This is a genomic window from Leclercia tamurae, from assembly GCF_025566055.1.
Taxonomy (GTDB): domain Bacteria; phylum Pseudomonadota; class Gammaproteobacteria; order Enterobacterales; family Enterobacteriaceae; genus Enterobacter; species Enterobacter tamurae.
The window spans coordinates 43,790-68,134 of sequence record NZ_JAMHKS010000075.1 but is presented as its reverse complement, the minus strand read 5'-3'; the positions used below and the strand labels follow the sequence as shown (position 1 = coordinate 68,134).

The window sequence follows — 24,345 nt, the reverse complement described above, 5'->3', positions numbered from 1 at the left end:
TAACGTTACATGTAACCTTTAACGTCATTTGTTTTTAAAACAACAAGATAGCTGGCTAAGTCCGCGTTTACCCTGCTAATTTTAAAGCTATGACGCACCCTGAGTGCGCGGTTCAATAAGAGAGAACGACATGAAACGAGCCGTGAACGCCCTACAAAATTTCGGAAAATCATTGTATGGACCGGTACTTATCCTGCCGATAGTCGGTCTGTTTATTGCCTTTGGAAATGTATTAGGTAACGGTGCCCTTGCCGGGTATCTGCCGTTCCTCGGCCATCCGCTGATCCAGAGCATTGGTCAGCTGATTTCAAAATCCGCCGTCTCGGTGCTGGTCAACCTGGCGCTGGTGTTTGCCGTGGGGATCCCCATCGGTCTGGCAACGCGTGACAAAGGTTACGCGGCGCTGATCGGCCTGGTGACCTTTGTGGTGTTTATCAACGCCATGAACGTAACCATGCAGCTACAGGGTGCGCTGGCTCCCGCTGATCAGATCAAAGCTGCCGGGCAGAGCATGGTGCTGGGGGTACAGGTGCTGGAAATGGGCGTCTTTGCCGGGATCCTTACCGGGGCGCTGTCGGGCTATCTGTATAACAAATACTCCGGGGTGCAGTTTAATGGCGCGATGGCGATCTACTCGGGACACTGCTTCGTCGCCATCATTATGCTGCCGGTCTTGATGCTGCTGGGGGTGGTGATGAGCGAACTGTGGCCCTTTGCCCAGCACGGCATCAGCGCCATGGCCTTAGCCATTAAAGGCTCCGGGGCGTTTGGGGTGGCGATTTACGGCTTCCTTGAGCGCATTCTGGTGCCGACCGGCCTGCACCATCTGGTCTATACCCCTTTCCTCTACACCGAACTGGGCGGCACCCAGGAGGTCTGCGGCGCTACCTATCAGGGCGCGCGCAATATCTACTTCGCCGAGATGGCCTGTCCGGAGGTGAAGCAGCTCAGCAGCACCGTGGTATGGGATGCCCGCGGCATCAGCAAAATGTTTGGCCTGCCTGCCGCCGCGCTGGCGATGTACATGACCGCGAAACCAGAGCGTAAAGCCGCGGCGAAAGCGATTCTGATCCCGGCGGCGCTGACCTCGCTGCTGGTGGGCGTCACCGAGCCGATTGAGTTCTCCTTCCTGTTCGTCGCCCCGCTGCTGTTTGTGGTCCACGCGGTGCTGACCGGGATCGGCATGATGCTCTTCTACCTGCTGGGCGTTCATGCCATCGGCGCCAACGGCATCATCGATTTCATTCTTTATAACTTGCCGCTGGGCACCGAAAAGTCCAACTGGCCGATGTACATCCTGGTCGGACTGATCATGTTCACCCTCTACTTCGTGGTCTTCCGCTTCCTGATCCTGCACTTCCGCATGAAAACGCCGGGACGCGAAGAAGAGGACCAGGAGACCCGGCTGTACAGCAAGCAGGAGTACCAGGCGAAAGGCAGCAATGATGGTCTGGGCGAGGCGATTGTCGTCGGCCTCGGCGGACGCGAAAACATTGAGGTAGTGGACAACTGCTACACCCGCCTGCGCGTCACGGTCAAAGACGTTGCCATCATCGACGAGCCGCGGCTCAAGGCGACGGGCGCGAAAGGCATTATCAAGCAAGGTAACAACGTTCAGGTGGTCTACGGGCTGCATGTCAAAAAAATGCGAGAAGCGGTCGAGACGGTTCTCTGAAGGAGATAAACATGATTACCCCCCCATTTATTCTCTCTATCGCCGGTGGCGGCAGCACCTATACGCCCGGGATTGTGAAAAGCCTGATGGTGCAGCTGGACAAATTCCCGCTGGCGGAAATTCGCCTTTACGACATCGATGAAGCGCGGCAGAGCACCATCGCGCCGGTAGTCGAGAAGGTGATTCGCGATCACAGCCAGGACATTAAGTTCAGCGTCACCAGCGACCCGGAAGTGGCGTTCAGCGGGGCCCATTTCGTCTTCGCCCAGATGCGCGTCGGCCAGTACAAAATGCGCGAGCAGGATGAGAAGATCCCCCTGCGTCACGGCGTGGTCGGCCAGGAGACCTGCGGTCCGGGCGGACTGGCGTATGGCCTGCGCACCATCCTGCCAATGGTTGAGCTGATCGACATGGTTGACCGTTATGCTCACGAGAAGGCGTGGATCGTTAACTACTCCAACCCGGCAGCCATTGTTGCCGAAGGCGTGCGCCGCCTGCGCCCGGAGGCCCGGGTACTGAACATTTGCGATATGCCGGTGGCGGCGATGCGTAACATGGGAGCCATTCTCGGCGTGGATCGCCACAAGCTGGAGGTGGACTACTTCGGCCTCAACCACTTCGGCTGGTTTACCCGCGTGCTGGTGGACGGCGAGGATAAATTGCCTGAGCTGCGTCGCCATATCGCCAGATTTGGTCTGCTGACCGAAGATGCGGCCAAAACCGACCCGCAGCACTCGGATCCGTCGTGGGTGAAAACCTGGCGCAACATCAAGCCGATCATGGATAACTTCCCGGAATATCTGCCGAACCCGTATCTGCAGTACTACCTGATGCCGAACCAGATCGTGGAGCACCAGAACCCGGACTACACTCGCGCCAACGAAGTGATGAACGGACGTGAGAAAAAGCTGTTTGCCGCCGCGGAAGAGTATAAACAGACCGGGATCCTGTCAGATGCCTTCCACGTGGGGGTGCATGGCGAGTTTATCGTTGATGTGGCCCGCTCGCTGGCGTTTAACCTGCGTCAGCGCCATCTGGTGATGGTGGAAAACCGGGGGGCGATTACCAATCTGCCGTACGATGCGATGGTTGAGGTTCCAGCGTATATCACAAGCGAAGGGCCAGAGCCGATCCGCATCGGTCAGGTGCCGCTGTTCCACCAGACTCTGCTGCAACAGCAGCTGGCCTCGGAGCAGCTGCTGGTAGAAGCCACTATTGAAGGCAGCTATGAAAAAGCGTTGCAGGCGTTCACCCTGAACCGCACCGTGCCGACGATGGAGCATGCCAAAGCGATTCTGGATGAGATGATCGAGGCCAACCGTGAATACTGGCCAGCGCTGCAAAAAGCCTGGCAGGATGGGGAAGCAGTGAAAAAATAAGGGCTTGCTCGCGAGTTGAACGTGGTCCGCTTGTCGGTGTCAGAAAAAACACCGACAATCCATCAATGGATTCATTAATGGAGGCACCCATGTCCACCTCGTATTTTGTCTCAGCCGACTGGCTGATTGAGCACAGTGATGACCCTGAAGTTCAAATCATTGATGCTCGTATGGCTCCTGCCGGTCAGGAACACCTTCGCGATATGCCCGCGGAATACCGCGCCGGACATCTGCCGGACGCGGTATTTTTTGATATCGAAGCCCTCTCCGATCATACCTCTCCCCTGCCGCACATGATGCCGCGCCCGGAAGCCTTTGCCGTGGCGATGCGCGAGCTGGGCATCAGCCGCGATAAGCATCTGGTCGTTTACGATGAGGGCAACCTCTTCTCCGCTCCGCGGGCGTGGTGGATGCTGAAAACCTTCGGCGTGGAAAAGGTGTCGATTCTGGCGGGCGGTCTTGCCGGCTGGCAGCGGGCTGAGCTGCCTCTCCAGCAGGGCGATATCTCTCTACCGGATGGCGATTTTGAAGCCACCTTCGATGCCGGGGCGATCAAGCGCGTCACCGATGTGCTGCTGGCCAGCCACGAGCAGACCGCGCAGATTGTCGATGCCCGCCCTGCCCCACGCTTTAACGCCGAGGCCGACGAGCCGCGCCCGGGCCTCAAGCGCGGCCATATCCCCGGCGCACTTAACGTGCCGTGGGGCGATCTGGTGTTTGAAGGCGAACTGAAAACCACCGACGAGCTGCGGGAGATTTTCTCTCGTCAGGGCGTGGAACTGCATCAGCCGATCGTCGCCAGCTGTGGCTCTGGGGTCACCGCCTGCGTCGTCATTCTGGCGCTGGCGACCCTCGGCAAAACCGACGTCACGCTGTACGACGGGGCGTGGAGTGAATGGGGTGCCCGGGACGATCTGCCGGTTGAACCGGCTCAGTAATGGATAACCGTCTGGCGACACTGTTAACGCGCGGGGAGTCTCTGACCCGCGCAGAGTATCGCGTGCTGGCCCATCTCACCGAACATCCCCTGCTGGTGGGCCAGATCACCGTGCGGGAGCTGGCGCAGGCAACCTTCGTCTCTACCGCCACCATTATGCGCCTGTGCCGCAGGCTGGGCTTCAGCGGCTTTAGCGAGTTCACCTGGCACTGCAAGCAGCTGCTGAGCGATACGCCGCACATTGCAGCTGTTGCCAGCCAGACGGCGGAACTCCCCGCGCTGTTTAATCAGTTTATTGCTAATTACCAGCAGACCCTGCAGTGGGCGACGCCGGAAAAACGTCGCCGCTTTGGCGAACTGCTGCGGGAGAAAGAGAGCTTCTTTCTCTACGGGGCGGGCTTTTCCTACCTGTTTGCCGAGTACCTGACCAAAAAACTGCAGGTGCTGGGCAAGACGGCGTTTATCTCCGGTCCTGGCGACAGCCGCAATATTTTTCTCAGCAACGCCTCGCGCTATCAGGTCTTCATCGCGGTGTCGCGCAGTGGCGAAACGGAGCAGGTGCTGGATAAGGCGCGGATCGCGCAGAACGTGGGGATGACGGTGGTGGCCTTTACCCGGGCGTCGGCGAACACGCTGGCGGGGATGGCGGATCTGCATTTTGCGCTGTACGACGAAGCGGTGCATTTCGCTGCCGAAGCCGCCGGGGTGACGTCGTTTGAGTCGAACCTGGTGCTGCTGATGGATTTACTGCTGCTGGAAGCAACGGGGTGAAGCTCACCCCGTGATGGTTCAGATAATGCGGTTGTTTTTGAAGTCGCGCAGGAAGCCACCCCAGCGACGTTCATAGAACGGCGTGATGTGCTCGGTGATAAAGTGGCTGATGCCCTTCTCCCCTTTCACCACCTGACAGATATCGATCGGTTCGTCGCCCGGCAGCGTATCGGTTGCCACGCTGCCTGTCGCCTGGATGATCTCTTCGATGTCGCCATCTGCCTCAATCCCGATCAGCAGTACCGGCTGTTCGTCAGCCTGCTCTTTGATGGAGCAGAGAAACGCCCGTTTCACCGGTTTGAGGGTTTTGAACAGGGTGGTAAGGGATTCGATCATCTGCGCCGGTGGCTCGGCCACCTCCGACAGCAGCAGCGACGCACCGCCCTCCAGCACCTCCTGAGTGCTGAGCGGGTTGCCCTCTTCGCCGATCAGATGGCTGATTTCGCGCGGGGTAAACTCTTTCCCGGTGGGCAGTTTGGCATTCAGGAACAGGGTTTCGCCCAGCGTCATCTCAAACAGCGTGCGCACCGGCATCACCACGAACGCCTGCTCATCTTCAACCGCTTCCTGCAACGCTTCCAGGGAGGAGAAGAACGGGATCACCGAGGTGCCGTCATCCTTTTCCCAGTGCAGCAGATCCAGGGCGCTGTCCTCAACAACCTGCTCACCTTCCGCCGCAGTGCCTGGCACCCAGACGGTGGACTCCAGCAGCGTGCGGAAAAATGCCGGACGATGGGCGGGCTCGGTGGCCGCTTTCTCCAGCAGGGTTTCTAATTCGTTTTTGGTTTCTGACATAGTTTCGTTACTTCAAAATCGCCCGGCGGCGCTACGCTTGCACGGGCCTACGGGTTTTGTAGGCCGGGTAAGCGCAGCGCCACCCGGCAAGCCAATTACTCTGCGGTCAACAGGTTCGCAATGGTACGCACACCCAGACCGGTGGCACCGGCAGACCACTGCTCGACCGCTGCTTTACGGTAGGTGGCGGAGCAGTCGATGTGCAGCCAGCCTTCGTGATAGTTCTCAACGAAGTGCGACAGGAAACCGGCGGCGGTGCTGGCACCGGCCGGATAGGCCGCGCTGGCGGTGTTGTTCAGTTCGGCAAAGTTCGACGGCAGCTGGCTGCGGTGGAACTCGGCCAGCGGCAGGCGCCAGAACGGCTCGTTCTCGGCAGCGGCGCTGGCCAGCAGACGGGCCGCCAGTTTGTCGTCGAAGCTGAACAGGGCATGGTAGTCGTTGCCGAGCGCCGTTTTCGCCGCGCCGGTCAGGGTCGCCATGTCGATGATCAGCTCAGGTTTCTGCGCGGAAGCATCAATCAGGCCATCCGCCAGCACCAGACGGCCTTCGGCGTCGGTGTTCATCACTTCAACGTTCTTGCCGTTGCGGTAGCGAATGATATCGCCCAGCTTGAAGGCATTACCGCTGACCATGTTGTCGGCGCAGCACAGGTACAGCTTCACGCGCTTGTTCAGCCCGCGGGTGATGGCAAAAGCCAGCGCGCCGGTAATGGTAGCCGCGCCGCCCATGTCGGACTTCATCGAGTCCATGAACGCGCTCTGCTTCAGGCTGTAACCGCCGGTATCGAAGGTGATGCCTTTACCCACCAGGCAGGCATACACCGGAGCCTGCTTGTCGCCGGTCGGGTTGTAATCCAGCGCCAGCAGAACCGGCGGGCGTTCAGAACCACGGCCTACGGTGTGCAGACCCATGTAGTTCTGCTCGCGCAGATCTTCACCTTTAGTGATGCGATAAGACATCTTGTCGCCAGCGATGTTGCTCAGCAGATCAACCGCGCGCTGCGCCAGCTGCTCCGGGCCTAACTCTTCCGCCGGGGCGTTAATGGTGTCACGCACCCAGTCGATGATGGTCAGACGGCTTTCCAGCTCTTTCTGTGCCGCCGCGTCGAGGCTGGCCCACTCAATTTTACGGGTGCCTTTCGGGCCTTTGTAACCTGACGAAAACGCCCAGCTGCGATCCACATCCCAGCCTTCGCCGTCGAGGGTCACGTGCTTAATACCCAGACCGTCAATTTTGCGCGCCGCGCGCTGGATCAGGCCTAAATCGTCGCTGCCGTTCAGGTGCAGGGTAATACCGTCGTTATTAATGCTGTAAGTCGCTTTTTCACCCCAGCGTGCATCGGCAGGCTGAGTAGAGAGCGTAATCTTCATCGCTTCGGTCATTTTTATTTATCCTTATTAGCAACAAGCAAACGGGCCGCCTGAAGGCAGCCCGTAACGTTTTTATTCTGCTTCGTCTAACCAGACTAGCAGAATCGCCTCCAGAACTTTTTCATTGGATGCGTTAGGATCGTCGTCAAACTCTTCCAGATCGCAAATCCACTGATGCATATCGGTGAAGCGTACGGTTTTCGGATCGAGATCCGGATTAGCGTCGTACAGCGCCTCGCCGATTTCACGGCTGTCTGTCCACTTCAGTCCCATATTAATGCTCGCGTGCGTGGTTAAGCGTATAACGCGGAAGTTCGACCACCAGATCTTCATCGGTGACGCGCGCCTGACAGCTCAGACGACTTTCCGGCTCCAGACCCCATGCTTTATCCAGCATGTCATCTTCATCTTCTGTGCTCTCCGCAAGAGAGTCAAAGCCCTCGCGGACGATGCAGTGGCAGGTCGTGCAGGCACAGGATTTTTCACAGGCGTGTTCCACTTCGATACCGTTGCGCAGGGCAACGTTAAGGATGGTTTCGCCAGTCTCAGCTTCCAGAACTGCACCATCCGGACAGAGGTCCGCATGAGGCAAAATAACAATCTTTGGCATATTAAACCTCGTCCACGGAGTGGCCTTTCAGCGCGGTACGGACAGACTGGTCCATACGGCGTGCGGCGAACTCCTGGGTTTGTTTATCAACGTTTTTAATCGCTTGTTCTATGGCGTCAGCGTCATCGCCTTCCGCTACCGCGCTCAGTTGCGCGGCGGCGTCGTCAATGGCCTGACGTTCAGCGGCGCTTAACAGCGCGGCATCAGCAGTGAGTGCGCCGGTCAGGCTTTCCAGCACGCGTGCGGCTTCAACTTTCTGTTCAGCCAGCATACGCGCCTTCACATCCTGCTCGGCGTAGCTCATTGAGTCCTGAATCATGGTGGCGATTTCGCCATCGGTCAGACCGTAGGACGGTTTCACCTGGATGGAGGATTCGACACCGGTCGATTTTTCCATCGCCGTGACGCTCAGCAGGCCGTCCGCATCCACCTGGAAGGTGACGCGGATATGCGCCCCGCCCGCAGGCAGCGCCGGAATGCCGCGCAGCGCGAAACGCGCCAGCGAGCGGCAGTCCTGGACCAGCTCGCGCTCGCCCTGCAGGACATGGATCGACATCGCGGTCTGGCCATCTTTGAAGGTGGTGAACTCCTGCGCACGCGCCACCGGAATGGTGGTGTTACGCGGGATCACCTTCTCGACCAGGCCACCCATGGTTTCTAAACCGAGGGACAGCGGGATGACGTCCAGCAGCAGCATTTCGCTGTCCGGCTTGTTGCCGACCAGGATATCGGCCTGGATGGCGGCGCCAATGGCGACCACTTTATCCGGATCGATAGAGGTTAATGGCGTGCGGCCAAAGAACTCGCCCACGCGCTCACGCACCAGCGGCACGCGGGTCGATCCGCCGACCATCACTACGTCCAGCACCTCTTGTGCCTCGACGCCCGCATCTTTCAGCGCGCGACGGCAGGCCAGCAGAGTGCGCTTCACCAGCGGGGCGATCAGTTCGTTGAACTGCTCGCGGCTGATGTCACCTTTCCAGCCTGCGATCTCAACGGTCACGGACGGGGCATCGCTGAGGGCGATTTTGGCGGCAATGGCGGCGTCCAGCAGCTGACGCTGCAGGCGCACATCACTCCGATCGGTAATCCCCGCCAGCTCACAGAGGTGATCCGCCAGCAGATGATCAAAGTCGTCGCCGCCGAGAGCAGAGTCGCCGCCGGTGGCCAGCACTTCAAACACCCCGCGGCTCAGGCGCAGGATAGAAATATCGAAGGTCCCGCCGCCGAGGTCGAAGACTGCAATCACCCCTTCCTGACCAGAGTCGAGGCCGTAGGCAATGGCAGCCGCGGTCGGCTCGTTGAGCAGACGCAGCACGTGCAGGCCCGCCAGACGCGCCGCGTCTTTGGTGCCCTGACGCTGGGCGTCATCGAAATAGGCCGGAACGGTGATCACTACGCCATCCAGCTCGCCTTCCAGGGTCGCGGTCGCGCGGGCGGCCAGCGCCTTAAGGATATCGGCAGAGACACGGATCGGGTTGAGTAAACCGGCAGTGGTGGCGATCATCGGCAGGCCGTTTTCACTGGCCTGCAGCTGATACGGCAGATGTGGGTAACGACTCTGGATGTCTGCCAGGGAACGGCCCATCATGCGTTTTACCGAACTGATGGTGTTGGCAGGATCCTGTGCCGCATTGGCGCGGGCGTCGTAACCCACGCTGTGGCCCTGGGGCTGATAGTGGACCACAGACGGCAGCAGGTGTTGACCCTGCGCATCCGCCAGCGTCTCAGCCTGGCCGCTGCGCACGGTCGCCACCAGCGAATTGGTGGTGCCTAAGTCGATGCCTACCGCCAGACGACGCTGGTGCGGTGCGGCACTTAAGCCCGGCTCACTAATTTGTAATAAGGCCATAATTGCTTCCGAAATTAAAAATCGAGCAGCTTTTCTTCGAGTTGTTCAGCACTGCTTCGCAGTTTATCGAGAAAACGCAGCTTGCGCACAGTGTCCGCCGCCACGTCCCACGTCTCGTTATTCAATTGGTCAACCATCTGCTGATGGCGGGTATCGAACATCCCTTTTACGCGCTTAATAAAACGTTCCAGACGCGCTTCGTCTTTAGCCTGGTCGATCTCATCCAGCTCTTCACGCAGCTCCAGCTGTTCCATCAGGAAAGCGGTGTCGCGGACGGTGTGTTGCTCACTGGCGAGATCAAACCCATGAAGCGAGAGCAGATATTCTGCCCGGCTCAGCCGATTGCGCAGGGTTTGCCACGCCTGATTGATGGTCGCAGAGTGCTGCACCGCCGCCAGCTGTTCCGCCTGGGTGCCGCTGGCGAACTTATCCGGATGGTACTGACGTTGCAGATCCTGGAAACGGGCCGCCAGCGCCTGAGTATCAATTTCATACCCGGCTGGTAACCCAAAGAGGGTGAAGTAATCCATAACAATCTCAGGGTTAGCTGATTAAAACAAACCCCACACACAGTCTGGCTGCGGTGGGGTTAGCAGGTGATACGCAATCAGACGTGGAAGCTTTCGCCGCAGCCGCACTCATCTTTCACGTTCGGGTTGGTGAATTTAAACCCTTCGTTAAGGCCTTCTTTGACAAAGTCCAGCTGAGTGCCGTTCAGGAACTGCAGGCTTTTACCATCGACCACTACCTTCACGCCTTTGTCTTCGAACACGGTATCTTCCGCCGCAGGTTCGTCAACAAATTCCAGTACATACGCCATACCGGAACAGCCGGAAGTGCGTACACCCAGTCGCAGGCCAAAGCCTTTGCCACGGTTTGCCAGGAAGGAGCTTACTCGCGCGGCAGCGCTGTCGCTAAGGGTAATCGACATAACAACCTCAACTAATTATTTTGCTTCACGTTTGCTTTTGTAATCCGCGATTGCGGCTTTAATCGCATCTTCCGCCAGGATAGAGCAGTGAATTTTCACCGGCGGCAGTTCGAGTTCGTCAGCAATATCGGTATTTTTAATTGCCTGCGCTTCGTCCAGGGATTTGCCCTTCACCCACTCGGTGACCAGGGAGCTGGAAGCGATTGCGGAACCGCAACCGTAGGTCTTGAAGCGCGCGTCTTCAATGATACCTTCATTGTTGACTTTAATCTGCAACTTCATCACGTCGCCACAGGCTGGTGCACCCACCATGCCGCTGCCCACGCTGTCGTCACTGTTGTCGAAGGAGCCCACGTTACGTGGATTCTCGTAATGATCGATAACTTTTTCGCTGTATGCCATGTTGAATTCTCCTTACAAACCGATTAGTGATGTGACCATTCAATGCTGTTCAGATCCACGCCTTCTTTGAACATTTCCCACAGTGGAGAAAGGTCACGCAGACGGCCAATGGAGTTGCGAACCAGCTTGATGGTGTAGTCAATCTCTTCATCGGTAGTGAAACGACCTAAAGAGAAACGGATAGAGCTGTGTGCCAGTTCGTCGGTCATGCCCAGTGCGCGCAGCACATAGGACGGCTCGAGGCTTGCGGAAGTACACGCAGAACCGGAGGAGACGGCCAGGTCTTTCAGGGCCATGATCAGCGACTCGCCTTCAACATAGTTGAAGCTGACGTTAAGAATGTTTGGTGCGCCCTGCTCGAGATCGCCGTTCAGGTAGACCTCTTCCATATCCTTCACGCCTTCCCACAGACGGTTACGCAGCGTACGCAGGCGTGCCATCTCGGTTTCCATCTCTTCTTTGGCGATACGGTAGGCTTCACCCATCCCAACGATCTGGTGAACAGGCAGCGTACCGGAACGCATACCGCGCTCATGACCGCCGCCGTGCATCTGGGATTCGATACGGATACGTGGCTTACGACGCACATACAGTGCGCCAATGCCTTTCGGGCCATAGATTTTGTGGCCGGAGAAGGACATCAGATCCACTTTCAGCTGGCTCAGGTCGATAGGCAGTTTGCCCACGCTCTGGGTCGCATCCACGTGGTAGATGATACCGCGCGCACGGCACAGTTCGCCGATGGTGGCGATATCCTGTACCACGCCGATTTCGTTGTTCACGTGCATGATGGAGACCAGGATGGTGTCATCACGCATGGCCGCTTCGAGCTCTTTCAGGTCGATGATACCGTTGCGCTGCGGCGCGAGGTAGGTCACTTCAAACCCTTCACGCTCCAGCTGACGACAGGTGTCCAGCACGGCTTTGTGTTCGGTTTTGCTGGTGATGATGTGCTTGCCTTTTTTCTGATAGAAATTGGCCGCACCCTTGATCGCCAGGTTATCGGATTCGGTCGCGCCGGAGGTGAAAACAATTTCACGCGGGTCAGCGCCAACCAGCTCGGCAATCTGATTACGGGCGATATCTACCGCCTCTTCAGCATGCCAGCCAAAACGGTGAGAACGGGAAGCCGGGTTACCAAAGTTTCCGTCCAGGGTCAGACACTGCATCATTTTCTCGGCAACACGCGGGTCCACCGGCGTGGTTGCGGAGTAATCGAGATAGATCGGTAATTTCATTGCTCTTTAAACTCCGTACATCGCTTCAATGCAAGGAATCAGGCAACCGGCTGGATGTACGACCGAGTACGCGGGGCGAGTAATGCCCCGGCCTGATTCTGAAATACTTATTTTTTATTACGCGCGTAATTTGACGTCGATAGCGTCCTGCGCGCGGGTATTACGATGCGACTCTTGCGAGTGCTGACGACCAGAGACGTCCAGCACTTCCTGGTTGTTAACCAGTTCACCAATGGTGATGTTATTCAGGAAGCCGGTCAGACGGTCGCTCAGATCGCGCCACAGCGCGTGAGTCAGGCATTTATCGCCGCCCTGACAGCCGCCTTTACCCTGGCAACGGGTCGCGTCGACGGATTCGTCAACTGCGCTAATCACTTCGCCAACGGCAATACTGCCCGCGTCTTTACCTAACAGATATCCGCCGCCAGGACCGCGGACGCTGGAAACCAGGCCATTTTTACGCAGTCGGGAGAAAAGCTGTTCCAGATAAGAGAGGGAGATTCCCTGACGTTCAGAAATATCAGCCAACGGAACCGGGCCCGATTCGGAGTTGAGCGCAACGTCCAGCATCGCGGTCACGGCATAACGCCCTTTAGATGTCAGTCTCATGTCTTACTTAACCTCAAACTCGCCCCTGCCCGGGGTTTTTATTGTAAAGTGGGGGTATTGCATAGCAGGGCCAAGTCTGACATTCCCGACTAAATTGGTCAACTATTTACTTGACTGTTTTAGTCAGGTATTTAACCTTCTGTGCGCTCATCAGTTTTTGCCCGGCGGCGGGTTTTGTAGGCCGGGTAAGCGCAGCGCCACCCGGCAAGCAGACAGCACTACTCTTTATTCTTCTGCTCAATCGACGCCAGAATCCCGCGCAGGATGTTCAGCTCCTGGCTTTCCGGACGCGCACGGGTAAAGAGACGGCGGAGGCGGTTCATCACCTGTCCCGGATGCCCGGCGCGGATAAAGCCGGTGCTGAGAAGGGTCTGCTCCAGATGACCATAGAAACGCTCCAGGTCATCCACCAGCGGATACGGGGTCTCTTCTGGCGCGGCATAGGACTCTTTCTCCTGGGTTGCCAGCCATGCCATCCGCACCTCATAGGCGATCACCTGTACGGCCATCGCCAGGTTCAGCGAGCTGTATTCCGGGTTAGCGGCAATGGCGACATGGTAATGGCACTTCTGCAATTCATCGTTGGTCAGCCCCACGCGCTCACGGCCAAACACCAGCGCCACCGGCGCATGCTGACCTTCGGAAACGCTTTTCAACCCACATTCACGGGGATCGAGCATCGGCCACGGCAGGGTGCGCGAACGCGCGCTGGTGCCAACCACCAGGCTGCAACCCGCTAAGGCTTCATCCAGGGTATCAACGATTTGCGCATTGCCAATGACATCGCTGGCGCCCGCGGCGAGCGCGATAGCCTGGGAGTCGGGTTTGACCAGCGGGTTAACCAGCCAGAGATTGGTTAAGCCCATGGTTTTCATCGCGCGGGCCACCGAGCCCATATTGCCGGTATGTGAGGTTTCGACCAGTACGATTCGGATATTTTGCAGCATAATTTTTTTACGTTTGAATTCAGTGTCTGAAGAATATTCGCCCATGCTACCATAAACGGAAGACATAATCCGATCCCGCTGCTATACTCTCCGCCGTTTTCGTATCCCCCGTTCTTTAACATCCAGTGAGAGTAACCGATGCAACATCCTATGTTGACCATCGCCGTGCGCGCAGCGCGCAAGGCGGGTAATGTAATTGCCAAACACTACGAAACTCCAGATTCCGTAGAAACCAGCCAGAAAGGCAGCAATGACTTTGTGACTAACGTCGATAAAGCCGCAGAAGCGATGATTATCGAAACCATTCGCAAATCTTACCCGCAACACACCATCATCACCGAAGAAAGCGGTGAGCACGTGGGCGAAGATCAGGATGTTCAATGGGTTATTGATCCACTGGATGGCACCACCAACTTCGTTAAACGTCTGCCCCACTTCTCTGTTTCTATCGCCGTACGCATCAAAGGCCGTACTGAAGTGGCAGTGGTTTACGATCCAATGCGTAACGAACTGTTCACCGCTACCCGTGGTCAGGGCGCACAGCTAAACGGTTACCGTCTGCGCGGCACCAACGCTCGCGATCTCGACGGCACCATCCTGGCGACCGGTTTCCCGTTCAAAGCTAAACAGCACGCTCCTGCGTACATGAAAATCCTGGGCAAACTGTTCACCGAGTGCGCTGACTTCCGTCGCTCCGGTTCTGCTGCGCTGGATCTGGCCTACGTTGCCGCTGGCCGCGTGGACGGTTACTTTGAGATTGGCCTGAAGCCATGGGACTTTGCTGCTGGCGAACTGATTGCTCGTGAAGCAGGTGCTCTGGTGTGTGATTTCACCGGCGGCCACAACTACATGTTGTCCGGCAACATCGTTGCAGGTAACCCACGTGTGGTGAAATCCATGCTGGCGAACATGCGTGACGAACTGAGTGAAGCGCTGAAGCGTTAATTTCGGTTGTTTTGCCCGGTGGCACTTCGCTTACCGGGCAATATTATTAAAACGGTCGCATCCCCCTGCCCACCGGCACCGCACTGATCCACATCATCACCGCCCCCACCAGCAATACCACCCCACCGGCTAATGCCAGCGTTGTCCACCCGATCTGTCGCCACAGCACCGGCGCTTTATTACCGCTAAGCCTGACCGCCAGCTGACGAAAACCGTGCACCAGCAGCGCCAGTGAAGAGATAGTGAGCCCCGTTCCCGCCGCCATGGCCAGCGCCGCGGCCACGCCCCAGCTGAACACATCGATCACCTTACTGAACAGCAGGACCATGATCGCCCCGGAACAGGGTCGCATCCCCATCGACAGAATAATCATTATTCGCGCGCGCCAGTCGTCAGCGCGCTGGATCTGCGTCGGGCTCGGCAGATGCTGATGGCCACAGCCGCAGTTTGCATCGTGAACGTGATGCGGGATAAAGGCTTTAAAGGTCGGTTTGCGCAGCAACGCCCGCAGTTTTTTTAGCGCCCGCCAGCAAAGCATCAGCCCCAGCACGCCGACCAGGGCATAGCTTCCCTTCTCCAGCCAGAAACTGCTCATGTGCAGATCCCGCGCCGGGAGCTGCAGCAGGGTTAATACCCCCACCACCAGGGCGATCGCCACCACTCCCTGTAATAAAGAGGAGGCCAGGGTTAAGCCGATGCTCGATTTCAGTTTTGAGGGATGGGTGGCAAGCCAGGTGGTGATGACGATTTTGCCGTGGCCCGGCCCCAGGGCATGCAGCACGCCATATAAAAAGCTGAATACCAGCAGCGACCCGCCCGCCGCTGTCGGGTTGTCGGCCACCGCTTTCAGCAAGCCGCTCATCTGCTGATTGACGTCCCGCTGCCAGAGAATGCTCTGACGCATCACCTGCGGCCAGGCCTGCCACAGCCAGATGGCCCCTGCCACCGCCGCCAGCAGAAACAGCGCCAGCGGCCAGAGATCCGCTACGCGGCGCGCACGAACTACTGACATTGTAAGGTCACCGTCTGGGCAAACTGTTTGCCGAGATCCATATCTTCCGGAGGCGCATCGTCTTTATCCAGCGAGCTGGCAAAACTCAGCGTTTCATCGCTGGGCTCCGGGGTCGCCACGCTGACGGAGCAGCTTTTTTCCACTCCCTTCGGCAGGGACACATCGTCATCCTCGGCGTAGCTCATGTCCACGTAGTAAGAAGGATCGAAGGTGGAGAAGGTATATTTCTGCCCGGCCAGCGGCTGCGGCTCCGCCAGCGGCAGGATAAAGGTCAGCACCGCCTGATGATCAACGCGGGTCATGCCGTACCGGGTGGGCCGGTTGAGGAATTTCACCTTCTCCCCGTTATGCCAGAACTCGGTAAAATAGTGCTGACCGAGCACGTTGGCCATCACCTCTGCCGCCAGCTTTTTCCAGATCTCATCCCCAGGCTTTGCGTTTCCGGCATCATAGAGCAGATCGGCGGAGGTCAGCTCATCCATCGTCCAGCGCATCTTCAGCCCGGTAAGCTGGTCGTCTTTCACCATGATCTCTGTTTTCAGGGTGATAAAGCTGTGAGGGTGCGCGGCGGCGGCAAAAGACAAAACCGCCAAAAAAACCGTTGTTGCGCTGCGTTTCACTGTTTGCATCTCTTACTCACGTCAAAAATTCTGTGATATTCACCCGCATTCCTGAAGGAAAGCCTGGCATCACGTGCTATGGCGTAGATCCTTTAGCTATTCTTATCAAACACACTCCCTGGAACCCGACAGATGATGACGACTCTCGAAATGCCATCTGCACTTTCCAGTTCGCAGCGCCGCTGCCAGGTTCTGTTGATGCTCTATGTGCCAGGATTTCGTGCCAACCTGCAACGCATCGGTGAAATCAATGGTGTCGATGATGCCCTCTGCCGGCAGGATATCGACGAGATGCGCATGGAGATCCAGCGCTATCACCAGCTCGACATTGCGACACAGCATGATGGCTGCTACCTGCTTGAAGGTAGCCACCTGAACCAACGTTTATGCCTGCTGCACTGGTTGCGCCGGGCGTTACGCCTCTGCCCCCACTTCGTCGCGCAGCAGTTTACCCCATCTCTGAAAATCGCGCTAAAGCAGCTCGGCATCGCCCGCACTTTATATGACGATACTAACCTGCGGGCGCTGATTAATTTTTGCTCCCGCCGCCTGCAGCGTCAGTTTGAATCCCGGGACACGCAGTTTTTGCAGCTCTATCTGCAGTACTGCCTGCTTCAGCACCATCTGGGCCAGAGCCCGGAGTTTTCAGTGATCCAGCGCAACTGGACCCAGTCACGCAACGAATATCTGATGGCGCAGGAGATTGTGCGCCACTGGCAGCGCCGCGTGGCGCTGGTGCCTCACGCCGATGAGCAACCTTTCCTGGCCCTGCTGTTTATGATGCTCCGCACGCCGGATCCCCTTCGCGATGCGCACCAGGAAGATGACCGTCTGCGCCGCACCATCACCCGCATGATCGCCCGCTTTCATGGGCAAACCGGGATGCAGTTCAGCGACGAGAAGGGGCTGACCGATCAGCTTTATGTGCATATTTCCCAGGCGCTGGACCGCTCGCTGTTTGGCATCGGTATCGACAACAGCCTCCCCGAGGAGATCCACCGCCTCTATCCACGCCTGATGCGTACCACCCGGGAGGTGCTGTTCGAGCTGGAGTCGGAGTTTGGTCTTCGCTTCTCCGAGGAGGAGTCGAGCCTGGTGGCGGTGATCTTTGGCGCCTGGCTGATGCAGGAGAGCGATCTGCATGAAAAGCAGGTGGTGTTATTGACCGGGGAGGATAAAGCCTGCGAGGAGCTGATTGAGCAGCAGCTGCGGGAGTTAACCCTGCTGCCGCTGAACATTCGCTATGTGACGCTGCAGGCCTTTCAGAAGGAGGGTGCCCCGCGCGAGGCCGCCCTGGTGGTCACGCCCTACACCACCGCCCTGCCGCTGTTCTCGCCGCCGCTCATCCATGCCGTCGAGGCGTTGAATGCGCAGCAGCAGGAACATATTCGCGCCATGCTGGAATCTTAGCGCGCTGCCACCCGCGGACGCAGCAGGATCGCGGGTAGCGCCACCAGCGCCATCACCCAGAACACCCCGTGACCGAGATGCTGGTACAGGAAGCCGGCGAAGACGGTCATGATCGCAATACTGCCCCCCATCGCCACCGCCGAGTAGACCGCCTGCAGGCGGATCACATCGCTGCCTTCGCGGGCCGAGATATAACGCATCGCCGCCAGATGACACACCGTAAAGGTGCCGCAGTGCAGGATCTGCGCGACAATCAGCCACGGCAGCTCGGTGGTCCAGCCCATGATCCCCCAGCGAACAACGCCGCAGACGGCAGAGAGCAGGAGCAGCTCCCGGGCGCCAAAGCGGCGGAACAGCCGGTTGCTGAGGGCAAAGATGATCACTTCCGCCACCACGCCCAGCGACCAGAGGTAGCCGACGGCCGAGGCCGAATACCCGGCTCCCTGCCAGTAAATCGCGCTGAAGCCATAGTAAGCGGCATGCGCCCCCTGCAGCAGGCAGACACAGGCGAGGAAGCGCCAGCTCTGGGCCACCAGCGAGCGCCATGCCGGCCAGCCAGCGCTCTCCTGCTGACGGCTTTCGCCCTGCGGCATTACCGATGGGCGCAGCAGCATCCCAAGCAGCATCGAGGCAATCCCGACGCTCAGCAGGGCCAGAATGGCCTGATAGTCATACAGGCTGACCAGCTTGCCCACCAGCGCCGAGCCAATCACAAAGGCGATAGAGCCCCACAGCCGCACGCGGCCATAGTCCATGGTGATCTGCTTCTGCCAGGTATTGGCCAGCGCATCGGTCAGCGGCACCAGCGGCGAGAAGAAGAGGTTAAAGCCCACCATCACCACCACCAGCCAGGCAAACTGCTGGCTAACCCAGAAGCCGGCCATAAACACCAGGGTAAGCAGCGCCAGTACGCGCACGGCTTTGATTAACAGGGAGGGATCGCTGACGCGCGGGGCAATAAGCAGGCTACCGAGAAAACGCGCCACCAGGCCCGAGCCAAGCAGAACGCCAATCATCTCCGGAGTGAGACCAATCCCTTTGAGCCAGACGCTCCAGAAAGGCAGAAAAATACCGTAGCTAAAAAAGTAGGTGAAGTAGCTGAGCGCCAGCCAGCGCGTGGAATGCAAAACCATGAATCCCTCCCGTTTTGGAGGCGATAGTCTGGCGGTAAAAACAGGCTGGCGCAAGCGGGTTTTAACAGCTGATTAACAGGCTCAGGCGGCGCTTTCGACGGCAATCTCCATCGCAAAAAGGGTGCTGTCGCCCGGGCCTAAGACCACCAGCCCAGGCTGCCCGGCCATATGGTGGGCGTTGACCGGATGGCTCTGCGGTTCGAGGCACAGGAATGATTTACCCGACATTCTGAACAGCATCAGCCACGGAGTTTGCGCGGTAATTGTGATATTCATCACATCACGCAGGATCGTTGCCACGCCGTTCCAGCCGGAGTAGCCGACATTCAGCCAGCCATCCCTCCCCTGCCGGGCGGTACTGAAATCGATCTCCGGCGGGATATCTCCCTGCCACGCCAGCGGTAAATGGTGCTCCCCTTCCGGCCAGTAGCCGCTGGCGGAAAACTGCAGGCGGCTGCGTTCGTCAAAGTAAAACCACGGATGGAAGCCCAGACCGTACAGCATCGGCTGCGCACCAAGATGGGTGAGCATCAGCTCCGCCCGCAGAACGTGCTCACGCAACTGATAGCGCAGCACCGCCTGATAATCGAAGCCGCAGTCATGCTGGCAACGCAGCGTCAGAACACACTCCGTATCGGTGCGCGAGGCCACCTGCCAGGGAGACTGCCAGCCATCGCCGTGCAAAAAGAAGCGCTCGTCCACCGGGCTTTGCGGCAGGATAATATCCCGCCCCTGAAAGGCAAAGCGATTACCCGCCACCCGGTTGGCCAGCGGCACCATCGGAAACAGCGCGCTGTCGCCCTCATCCCACAATACGGGCTGCCCGTGGGTGAGGGAGAAGAGTTCCTGCAACCCGCCGCCCTGCGGATTAACGCGCATCCGCAGATGCGCGTTTTCTATCATCAGCAGATCCATCAATGTACGCGCCCGGCATCCGCCGTTGCGGCCACTTTGCTGTGCTGTTTCTCCAGCTGTTCCTCCAGCGCCTCCAGGGTCACGCCTTTGGTTTCCGGGACTTTACGCAGAATGTAGAGATACCCGGCGGCGCAGATCGCTCCGTAGAGCAGGAAGCTGCCCGCCGCCCCCAGCCCGGCATTGAGCAGCGGGAAGGTGTAGGTCAGCAGGAAGCAGGCGATCCACAGCGCCAGGGTCCCCATCGACATCGCCAGGCCGCGGACGCGGTTGGGGAAGATCTCCGACAGCAGCACCCAGGTCACCGGGGCCAGCGTCAGGGCGTAGATGGCAATCGCCGCCAGCACCAGCAGCAGAACCGGCCAGCCCATGATGTTCATCGCGTAGGCGCTGGCAATCAGCACGTAGATAATGGTTAATCCCGAGGCGCCTAACAGCATCAGCTTGCGACGGCCAATTTTGTCCACCAGCGGCAGCGCGGCCAGGGTAAAGACCAGGTTGATGATGCCGGTCGCCACAATCGACTTCAGGGTGTCGTTGATATCAAACCCGGCCGAGGCGAAGATCTCCTGGGCATAGTTGAAGATGACGTTGATCCCGCACCACTGCTGGAACATCGCCAGCACCATGCCAATAATGACGATCGGTTTGACCTGGGGCTGCAGCAGCGTGGAGTACGCCACTTTCTGGGTGTCTTTTTCCAGGGTGTGGGCGATCTCTTTTAAGGTCTGGCTGGCGTACTCCGGGGTGCCAATACGCTCCAGCATGGCGCGGGCACGTTCCGGCTTGCCGGCCTTCATCAGCCAGCGCGGGGATTCCGGAACAAAGAACATCAGGACCAGGAACGCCAGGGCCGGAACCAGCTCGGCACCGAACATCCAGCGCCAGCCGGTTTGCCCGTTCCAGCTCTGGACGATAGCCTCATGGGTGGCACCAGGTGCCACCGGCTCGGCAATCATCAGGTTAATCAGCTGCGCCGCCAGTACCCCCACCACGATGGTCAGCTGGTTAATGGCCACGAAGCGACCGCGCTTATCCGCCGGGCTGACCTCGGCGATGTAGAGCGGGCTGAGGGCGGAGGCGAGGCCAATCCCCACCCCGCCGACGATGCGATAGACCACGAACATGTCAAAGCTGCTCGCCACCGCCGTGCCCCACGCCGAGGCGCTGAACAGCACCGCCGAGAGGATCAGCGGCCACTTACGGCCAAATTTATCGGCGCACCATCCAGAGATTAAAGCCCCGAAAATACAGCCCACCAGGGCGGAACTCATCGCCCAGCCGGATTGCGCCGGGTCGGTAATCGAGAACCAGGCTTCATAGAAGGGTTTGGCCCCGCCAATTACCACCCAGTCGTAGCCAAACAGCAATCCACCGCAGGCGGCGACCAGACAGATAGTCCAGACGTAGCCCATTTTCAGTTGTGTCTGCGCACTGTTATTCATGTTGATTCCTCTTTAAGGGAAACGCAGGGTACAGAGGGTTAACAGGTGGGTTTCCCCACCTGCAGAGTCAGTTAATGGAAAATACCGGCTGCCTGCGCATGCTGAATCAGATGCGCTTTGTCATGGGCCGGGTTAAGTGCCAGCAAGGCCGCCAGCTGGCGTTTGCAGGCTGCGCTGTCACCCAGTCCGGCATGACCCAGCGCCTCAATGAACAGGCAGTGCTGCTGATGTTGCTGCCCGGCTGGCGTATCCAGCACCACCAGATCCGGCAGCGAGACTGCAAAGAAATCCGCCTCCGGCACGTCGTCGCGATGCGCCTGCACCCAGGCCAGGAACCCCTGGAAGTGACGCTCCGCCGCCGCGCTGTCCCCCAGCTGCCGCAGGGCCATCCCCTGCCAGAACAGGTAATCCGCTGGCTGATCGTTGTAGTAGCGCCCGGCCGCAAGGGTTGATTCTCCCTGTGCCGCCCGGGTAAAGCAGCGCTGCGCCTCGGCCTGCGCATCGCCACGGGCGTGGCAGTAGCCCAACAGATACCAGATATCGTTATCGGTTTGCCCCGGCAGACGCCCCTCCCCGAGGTTGTGCGGATAGCGCAGGGCCGCCTGCAGCAGGCTAATCGCCTCGCGGAACTCGCCGCGGGCAATGTGCTGCAAGGCGCGGTGCTGCTGGTTGAGCAGATACTGCCCGGTCACCTTGCCTTCCCCGCCTTCCCACGGATGGAACTGACGCGCCTGAAGCACCTGCGCCGCAGCGTCGTAGCGCCCGGAACCGTTCCACAGACTTAACAGTTCGGCGGTCAGGTCATCGCGTTTGAGGACCACATTTTCCCGCCCGGTAAGCATGGCGAGGCGTTTTGCCACCGGCTGGCCGGTGAGCTTATTGAGATAATCCAGCTCAAACAGGAAACGCGGGTTGTCAGGTTCCAGCTCCACGGCGCGTTGCAGATGCTGCTCCGCCAGCGCCAGGTTGTGCTCTTTATTCCAGGCGTAGATCCCCAGCAGGCGGTGCGCCGGAGCAAATTGCGGCTCCTGCGCCAGGGTGGTTTGCCAGCAGGCGACCGCATCGTCATATCGACGTTTGCTGTACCAGAAGCAGCCCAGCAGATAGCGGGCGAACGGATCATCCTGCAGGCGCTGCAGCATCTGCACTTCATCCAGTGCGTTCGGGAAACGCACCCGGTTGGGCTCACAGCGGCGCGCGGCGGCAATGTAATGGGCACGCGTGGCGGGCTCATCGCTTAATGCGGCCCGCCAGAGCTGAGGCAAGGTCTCCTGGCTGTCGAGCAGATCCAGCATTTCGCGCGCGGCGTCTTGCATCCCCATCGCGGTTAACCAGCCCGCCAGCACGCAGGCGTTGGCCCCACGACGACCCGTCACCTGCAACAGCTTGTCACGTGAAACCTCGTCCCGGGCGATCGCCCAACGGGCATAGTGCAGGGCGTAGCTGAGAGGATGGGTTTGCAGGCAGCCGTCAATGTAGTCCTGCGCGGTGCGTTCGCCCTCAACCTGAGCCAGGGCCAGCGCTTTGAGCCCCATCGCCAGATTGTTGCTGGCATTGATCCCGAGGCTGATGTCGACTTTTTCCAGCGCCTCAGCGTAATTCCCGCGCTTCATCGCCAGCCGCGCCAGCGACCAGAACGCGGCATCGCGGCAGTTTCCGCTCCAGGAGGCTTTGTAGTAGTGATCCCAGGCGGCATCGTCGTCCCCCTGCCGCTCCAGCGCTGTCGCCAGCAGCTGGCTGGCTTCGCCATCCCGCGGGTTCTTATTTAACTTATGCGCACGCACCAGGGCGGCTTCGGCACAGCGCTGCGCCAGCCCCCAGTCGGCGCGGTTCAGCGCCAGGGTGCCCAGCGCGACGTTGTTGCGATAGTCATGGGCATCCAGTTCCAGCGCACGGCGGTAGTAATCTTCCGCATAGCGGCTGGCGTGGTTGTACTGCTCCAGATGCTGACCAATAAAATAGAGTTCATCGCTGTTGCTGATGTTTTCCGGCATGGCGGGTGCGGTGGCCGGATCCGGCAGCGGGGTTTCCTCGGCGATATGCTCCTGATAATGCAGCAGCGTGCGGCCCGAGGCCTCTTTTATCGTCAGGGTTAAGCGCTGCGGCCATTCGTCCGCCAGCGCCTGCTGCCAGCTTTCACCCGGCATCAGGGTCAGCTGCGTTTCCCACACCGGCTTGCCCTCTGCAGTCAGTTCGAGGCGCACGCCCTGAAGCGGGGCGATGGCGTACAGGCCGAGGTGAAGCTGCTGCTCGCACCGCTCCAGCTTAAGCGCCAGCTGGGTGTTGGCGTTCTGCACCTGCCCCAGCTCGCTGTAGGGCAGGAAATTCTGCACGAAGATCTTCTCTTCATACGGCGCAAGCCAGGTGAAATCAGGCTGGTTATCGGTGAAGACGCCGGTCATCAGCTCAATATAGGGGCCGTTTTCATCGGTCAGATTGCGATCCCAGGCGCGACCAAAATCGTCATGGCCCCAGGACCACTGCTTTTTACCCGGCGAGACGTGGTGATCGGCCACGTGCAGCAGGCCGCCCCGCTCCCCGTGATGGTAGGCGCCGACAAAATCGTAGGCCGATTTTTCTGCCATGTAGGAGGTCGGGACCGGCACGTTTTTGTAGCGCGAGATATCCACGCCCGCCGAGTAGTCGACTTTATAGTAGGTGCCGGTGGCAATCGGGAAAGCCGAGACCGCGCGCTTGCCGTGGTCAAACACCGCCGTAACGTCCGGCGGGAAGACGCTCTGATGATCGTCCCCGCCCTTCACCGCCGGGTTGGCCCACCACAGGAAGTGGCGCGGCGTGGCGTTGCCGTTGAAGACTTTGCCGGTGATCTCAATCAATGCCCGATCCGGGTAGAGCGTAAAGCCGGTCATCACCTGCAGGCCGCGCATTGGCTCGGCCTCGCCCAGCCAGACGGTCTGCGCCCCGCCATCCTGCTGCTGGATGGTCACGTCAACCGGCATAAAGGTGGTCGGGCGATGGTGCTGCGGCCAGTTAAACTCGATCCCGCCGGAGATCCACGGCCCCAGCAGGCCCACCAGCGCCGGTTTCACCACCTCGTTGTAGTAGACGAAATCACGCTCCTGAACTTTGTCATATGCGCGATGAATACGTCCGCCCAGCTCCGGCAGCAGCATGATGCGGATGAAGTCGTTTTCCATCCACACCGCCTGGTAATCACGCATCTCGCGGGTCCCGGTCAGGGTATCGGTCACGCCGTAGGGATAGACCGCGCCGGAGGAACCCTGATACACGCGTTTTTCCAGGAACATCGGGTTGGTATCTTCTGCGCCGGTGGTCCATGTCGGTAAGGCGATGGTTTCCCGCCAGACGTTAACTGCTCCAGACATATTCA

The 24,345-nt window shown here is 59.0% G+C and carries 23 protein-coding genes; 6 read left to right on the top strand and 17 right to left on the bottom strand.

Annotated elements, in window-relative coordinates:
• Positions 1-130: 130 nt before the first annotated feature.
• The 4 genes from M8318_RS14945 (at position 131) to M8318_RS14930 (ending at position 4,762) form a co-directional block, all read left to right on the top strand.
• Complete coding sequence (locus M8318_RS14945; RefSeq protein ID WP_262663367.1) at positions 131-1,675, top strand: PTS transporter subunit EIIC; 1,545 nt, start codon at positions 131-133, stop codon at positions 1,673-1,675.
• 11 nt (positions 1,676-1,686) lie between these two features.
• Positions 1,687-3,054, top strand: a complete 1,368-nt coding sequence (locus M8318_RS14940) for a 6-phospho-alpha-glucosidase (protein ID WP_262663366.1) — start codon at positions 1,687-1,689, stop codon at positions 3,052-3,054.
• An 89-nt stretch (positions 3,055-3,143) separates the two neighbouring features.
• The gene (sseA, locus tag M8318_RS14935; protein ID WP_262663365.1) at positions 3,144-3,992 is read left to right on the top strand and encodes a 3-mercaptopyruvate sulfurtransferase; all 849 of its coding nucleotides are present in this window, start codon (positions 3,144-3,146) and stop codon (positions 3,990-3,992) included.
• Positions 3,992-4,762 (top strand): MurR/RpiR family transcriptional regulator, encoded by a 771-nt coding sequence (locus M8318_RS14930; protein WP_262663364.1) that lies wholly within the window; start codon positions 3,992-3,994, stop codon positions 4,760-4,762. Before sseA ends, M8318_RS14930 begins: the two co-directional genes overlap by 1 nt.
• An 18-nt stretch (positions 4,763-4,780) precedes the next feature.
• On the opposite strand, the gene sseB is transcribed toward M8318_RS14930, so the two are convergent.
• The 11 genes from sseB to trmJ all read right to left on the bottom strand — a co-directional run bounded on the left by sseB (position 4,781) and on the right by trmJ (position 13,516).
• On the bottom strand, positions 4,781-5,557 hold the full coding sequence (gene sseB / locus M8318_RS14925; protein WP_262663363.1) for an enhanced serine sensitivity protein SseB: 777 nt from the start codon (positions 5,555-5,557) through the stop codon (positions 4,781-4,783).
• 95 nt (positions 5,558-5,652) lie between these two features.
• Positions 5,653-6,939, bottom strand: a complete 1,287-nt coding sequence (pepB, locus tag M8318_RS14920) for an aminopeptidase PepB (RefSeq protein ID WP_262663362.1) — start codon at positions 6,937-6,939, stop codon at positions 5,653-5,655.
• Between the two features lie 60 nt (positions 6,940-6,999).
• Positions 7,000-7,200: a Fe-S cluster assembly protein IscX gene (iscX, locus tag M8318_RS14915; protein WP_106994595.1), complete on the bottom strand. Its 201-nt coding sequence runs from the start codon at positions 7,198-7,200 to the stop codon at positions 7,000-7,002.
• A 1-nt stretch (position 7,201) separates the two neighbouring features.
• Positions 7,202-7,537 (bottom strand): ISC system 2Fe-2S type ferredoxin, encoded by a 336-nt coding sequence (gene fdx, locus M8318_RS14910; RefSeq protein WP_106994594.1) that lies wholly within the window; start codon positions 7,535-7,537, stop codon positions 7,202-7,204.
• Position 7,538: 1 nt separating this feature from the next.
• A complete protein-coding gene (gene hscA / locus M8318_RS14905; RefSeq protein WP_262663361.1) occupies positions 7,539-9,389 on the bottom strand; it encodes a Fe-S protein assembly chaperone HscA in 1,851 nt (616 codons plus the stop codon).
• 14 nt (positions 9,390-9,403) lie between these two features.
• Positions 9,404-9,919 carry a co-chaperone HscB gene (hscB, locus tag M8318_RS14900; RefSeq protein WP_262663360.1) on the bottom strand — a complete coding sequence of 172 codons (516 nt, stop codon included), beginning with the start codon at positions 9,917-9,919 and terminating at the stop codon, positions 9,404-9,406.
• A 77-nt stretch (positions 9,920-9,996) separates the two neighbouring features.
• Positions 9,997-10,320 (bottom strand): iron-sulfur cluster assembly protein IscA, encoded by a 324-nt coding sequence (iscA, locus tag M8318_RS14895; protein ID WP_039029731.1) that lies wholly within the window; start codon positions 10,318-10,320, stop codon positions 9,997-9,999.
• A gap of 15 nt (positions 10,321-10,335) precedes the next feature.
• A complete protein-coding gene (gene iscU / locus M8318_RS14890) occupies positions 10,336-10,722 on the bottom strand; it encodes a Fe-S cluster assembly scaffold IscU (RefSeq protein WP_004866383.1) in 387 nt (128 codons plus the stop codon).
• Positions 10,723-10,745: 23 nt separating this feature from the next.
• Positions 10,746-11,960, bottom strand: coding sequence for an IscS subfamily cysteine desulfurase (locus tag M8318_RS14885; protein ID WP_032613128.1), 1,215 nt, complete (start codon positions 11,958-11,960; stop codon positions 10,746-10,748).
• Between the two features lie 117 nt (positions 11,961-12,077).
• Entirely contained in the window at positions 12,078-12,569 is a 492-nt protein-coding gene (gene iscR / locus M8318_RS14880; RefSeq protein WP_261645244.1) for a Fe-S cluster assembly transcriptional regulator IscR, read from the bottom strand.
• Positions 12,570-12,787: 218 nt separating this feature from the next.
• Entirely contained in the window at positions 12,788-13,516 is a 729-nt protein-coding gene (trmJ, locus tag M8318_RS14875) for a tRNA (cytosine(32)/uridine(32)-2'-O)-methyltransferase TrmJ (protein WP_166185419.1), read from the bottom strand.
• Between the two features lie 138 nt (positions 13,517-13,654).
• Here trmJ and suhB point away from each other — a divergent pair, with 138 nt between their 5' ends.
• On the top strand, positions 13,655-14,461 hold the full coding sequence (suhB, locus tag M8318_RS14870; protein ID WP_207630082.1) for an inositol-1-monophosphatase: 807 nt from the start codon (positions 13,655-13,657) through the stop codon (positions 14,459-14,461).
• 46 nt (positions 14,462-14,507) lie between these two features.
• Here suhB and M8318_RS14865 read toward each other — a convergent pair whose 3' ends face one another.
• Both M8318_RS14865 and M8318_RS14860 read right to left on the bottom strand, forming a co-directional pair.
• The gene (locus M8318_RS14865; protein WP_262663359.1) at positions 14,508-15,473 is read right to left on the bottom strand and encodes a nickel/cobalt transporter; all 966 of its coding nucleotides are present in this window, start codon (positions 15,471-15,473) and stop codon (positions 14,508-14,510) included.
• Positions 15,464-16,102 (bottom strand): DUF1007 family protein, encoded by a 639-nt coding sequence (locus M8318_RS14860; protein WP_262663358.1) that lies wholly within the window; start codon positions 16,100-16,102, stop codon positions 15,464-15,466. The genes M8318_RS14865 and M8318_RS14860 overlap by 10 nt, the downstream gene beginning before the upstream one ends.
• Before the next feature lie 123 nt (positions 16,103-16,225).
• Between M8318_RS14860 and csiE the strand changes: the two genes are divergently transcribed.
• Positions 16,226-17,503, top strand: coding sequence for a stationary phase inducible protein CsiE (csiE, locus tag M8318_RS14855; protein ID WP_166183369.1), 1,278 nt, complete (start codon positions 16,226-16,228; stop codon positions 17,501-17,503).
• Here csiE and M8318_RS14850 read toward each other — a convergent pair.
• The 4 genes from M8318_RS14850 to M8318_RS14835 all read right to left on the bottom strand — a co-directional run bounded on the left by M8318_RS14850 (position 17,500) and on the right by M8318_RS14835 (position 24,340).
• Positions 17,500-18,636, bottom strand: coding sequence for a 3-phenylpropionate MFS transporter (locus M8318_RS14850; protein ID WP_106994585.1), 1,137 nt, complete (start codon positions 18,634-18,636; stop codon positions 17,500-17,502). The two genes, csiE and M8318_RS14850, sit on opposite strands and share 4 nt — an antisense overlap.
• An 81-nt stretch (positions 18,637-18,717) precedes the next feature.
• Positions 18,718-19,554 carry an aldose 1-epimerase gene (locus tag M8318_RS14845; protein WP_262663357.1) on the bottom strand — a complete coding sequence of 279 codons (837 nt, stop codon included), beginning with the start codon at positions 19,552-19,554 and terminating at the stop codon, positions 18,718-18,720.
• Positions 19,551-20,993 (bottom strand): sugar porter family MFS transporter, encoded by a 1,443-nt coding sequence (locus tag M8318_RS14840; protein ID WP_225758284.1) that lies wholly within the window; start codon positions 20,991-20,993, stop codon positions 19,551-19,553. Before M8318_RS14840 ends, M8318_RS14845 begins: the two co-directional genes overlap by 4 nt.
• Positions 20,994-21,064: 71 nt before the next feature.
• Positions 21,065-24,340: a DUF5107 domain-containing protein gene (locus tag M8318_RS14835; RefSeq protein ID WP_262663356.1), complete on the bottom strand. Its 3,276-nt coding sequence runs from the start codon at positions 24,338-24,340 to the stop codon at positions 21,065-21,067.
• Positions 24,341-24,345: the final 5 nt, after the last annotated feature.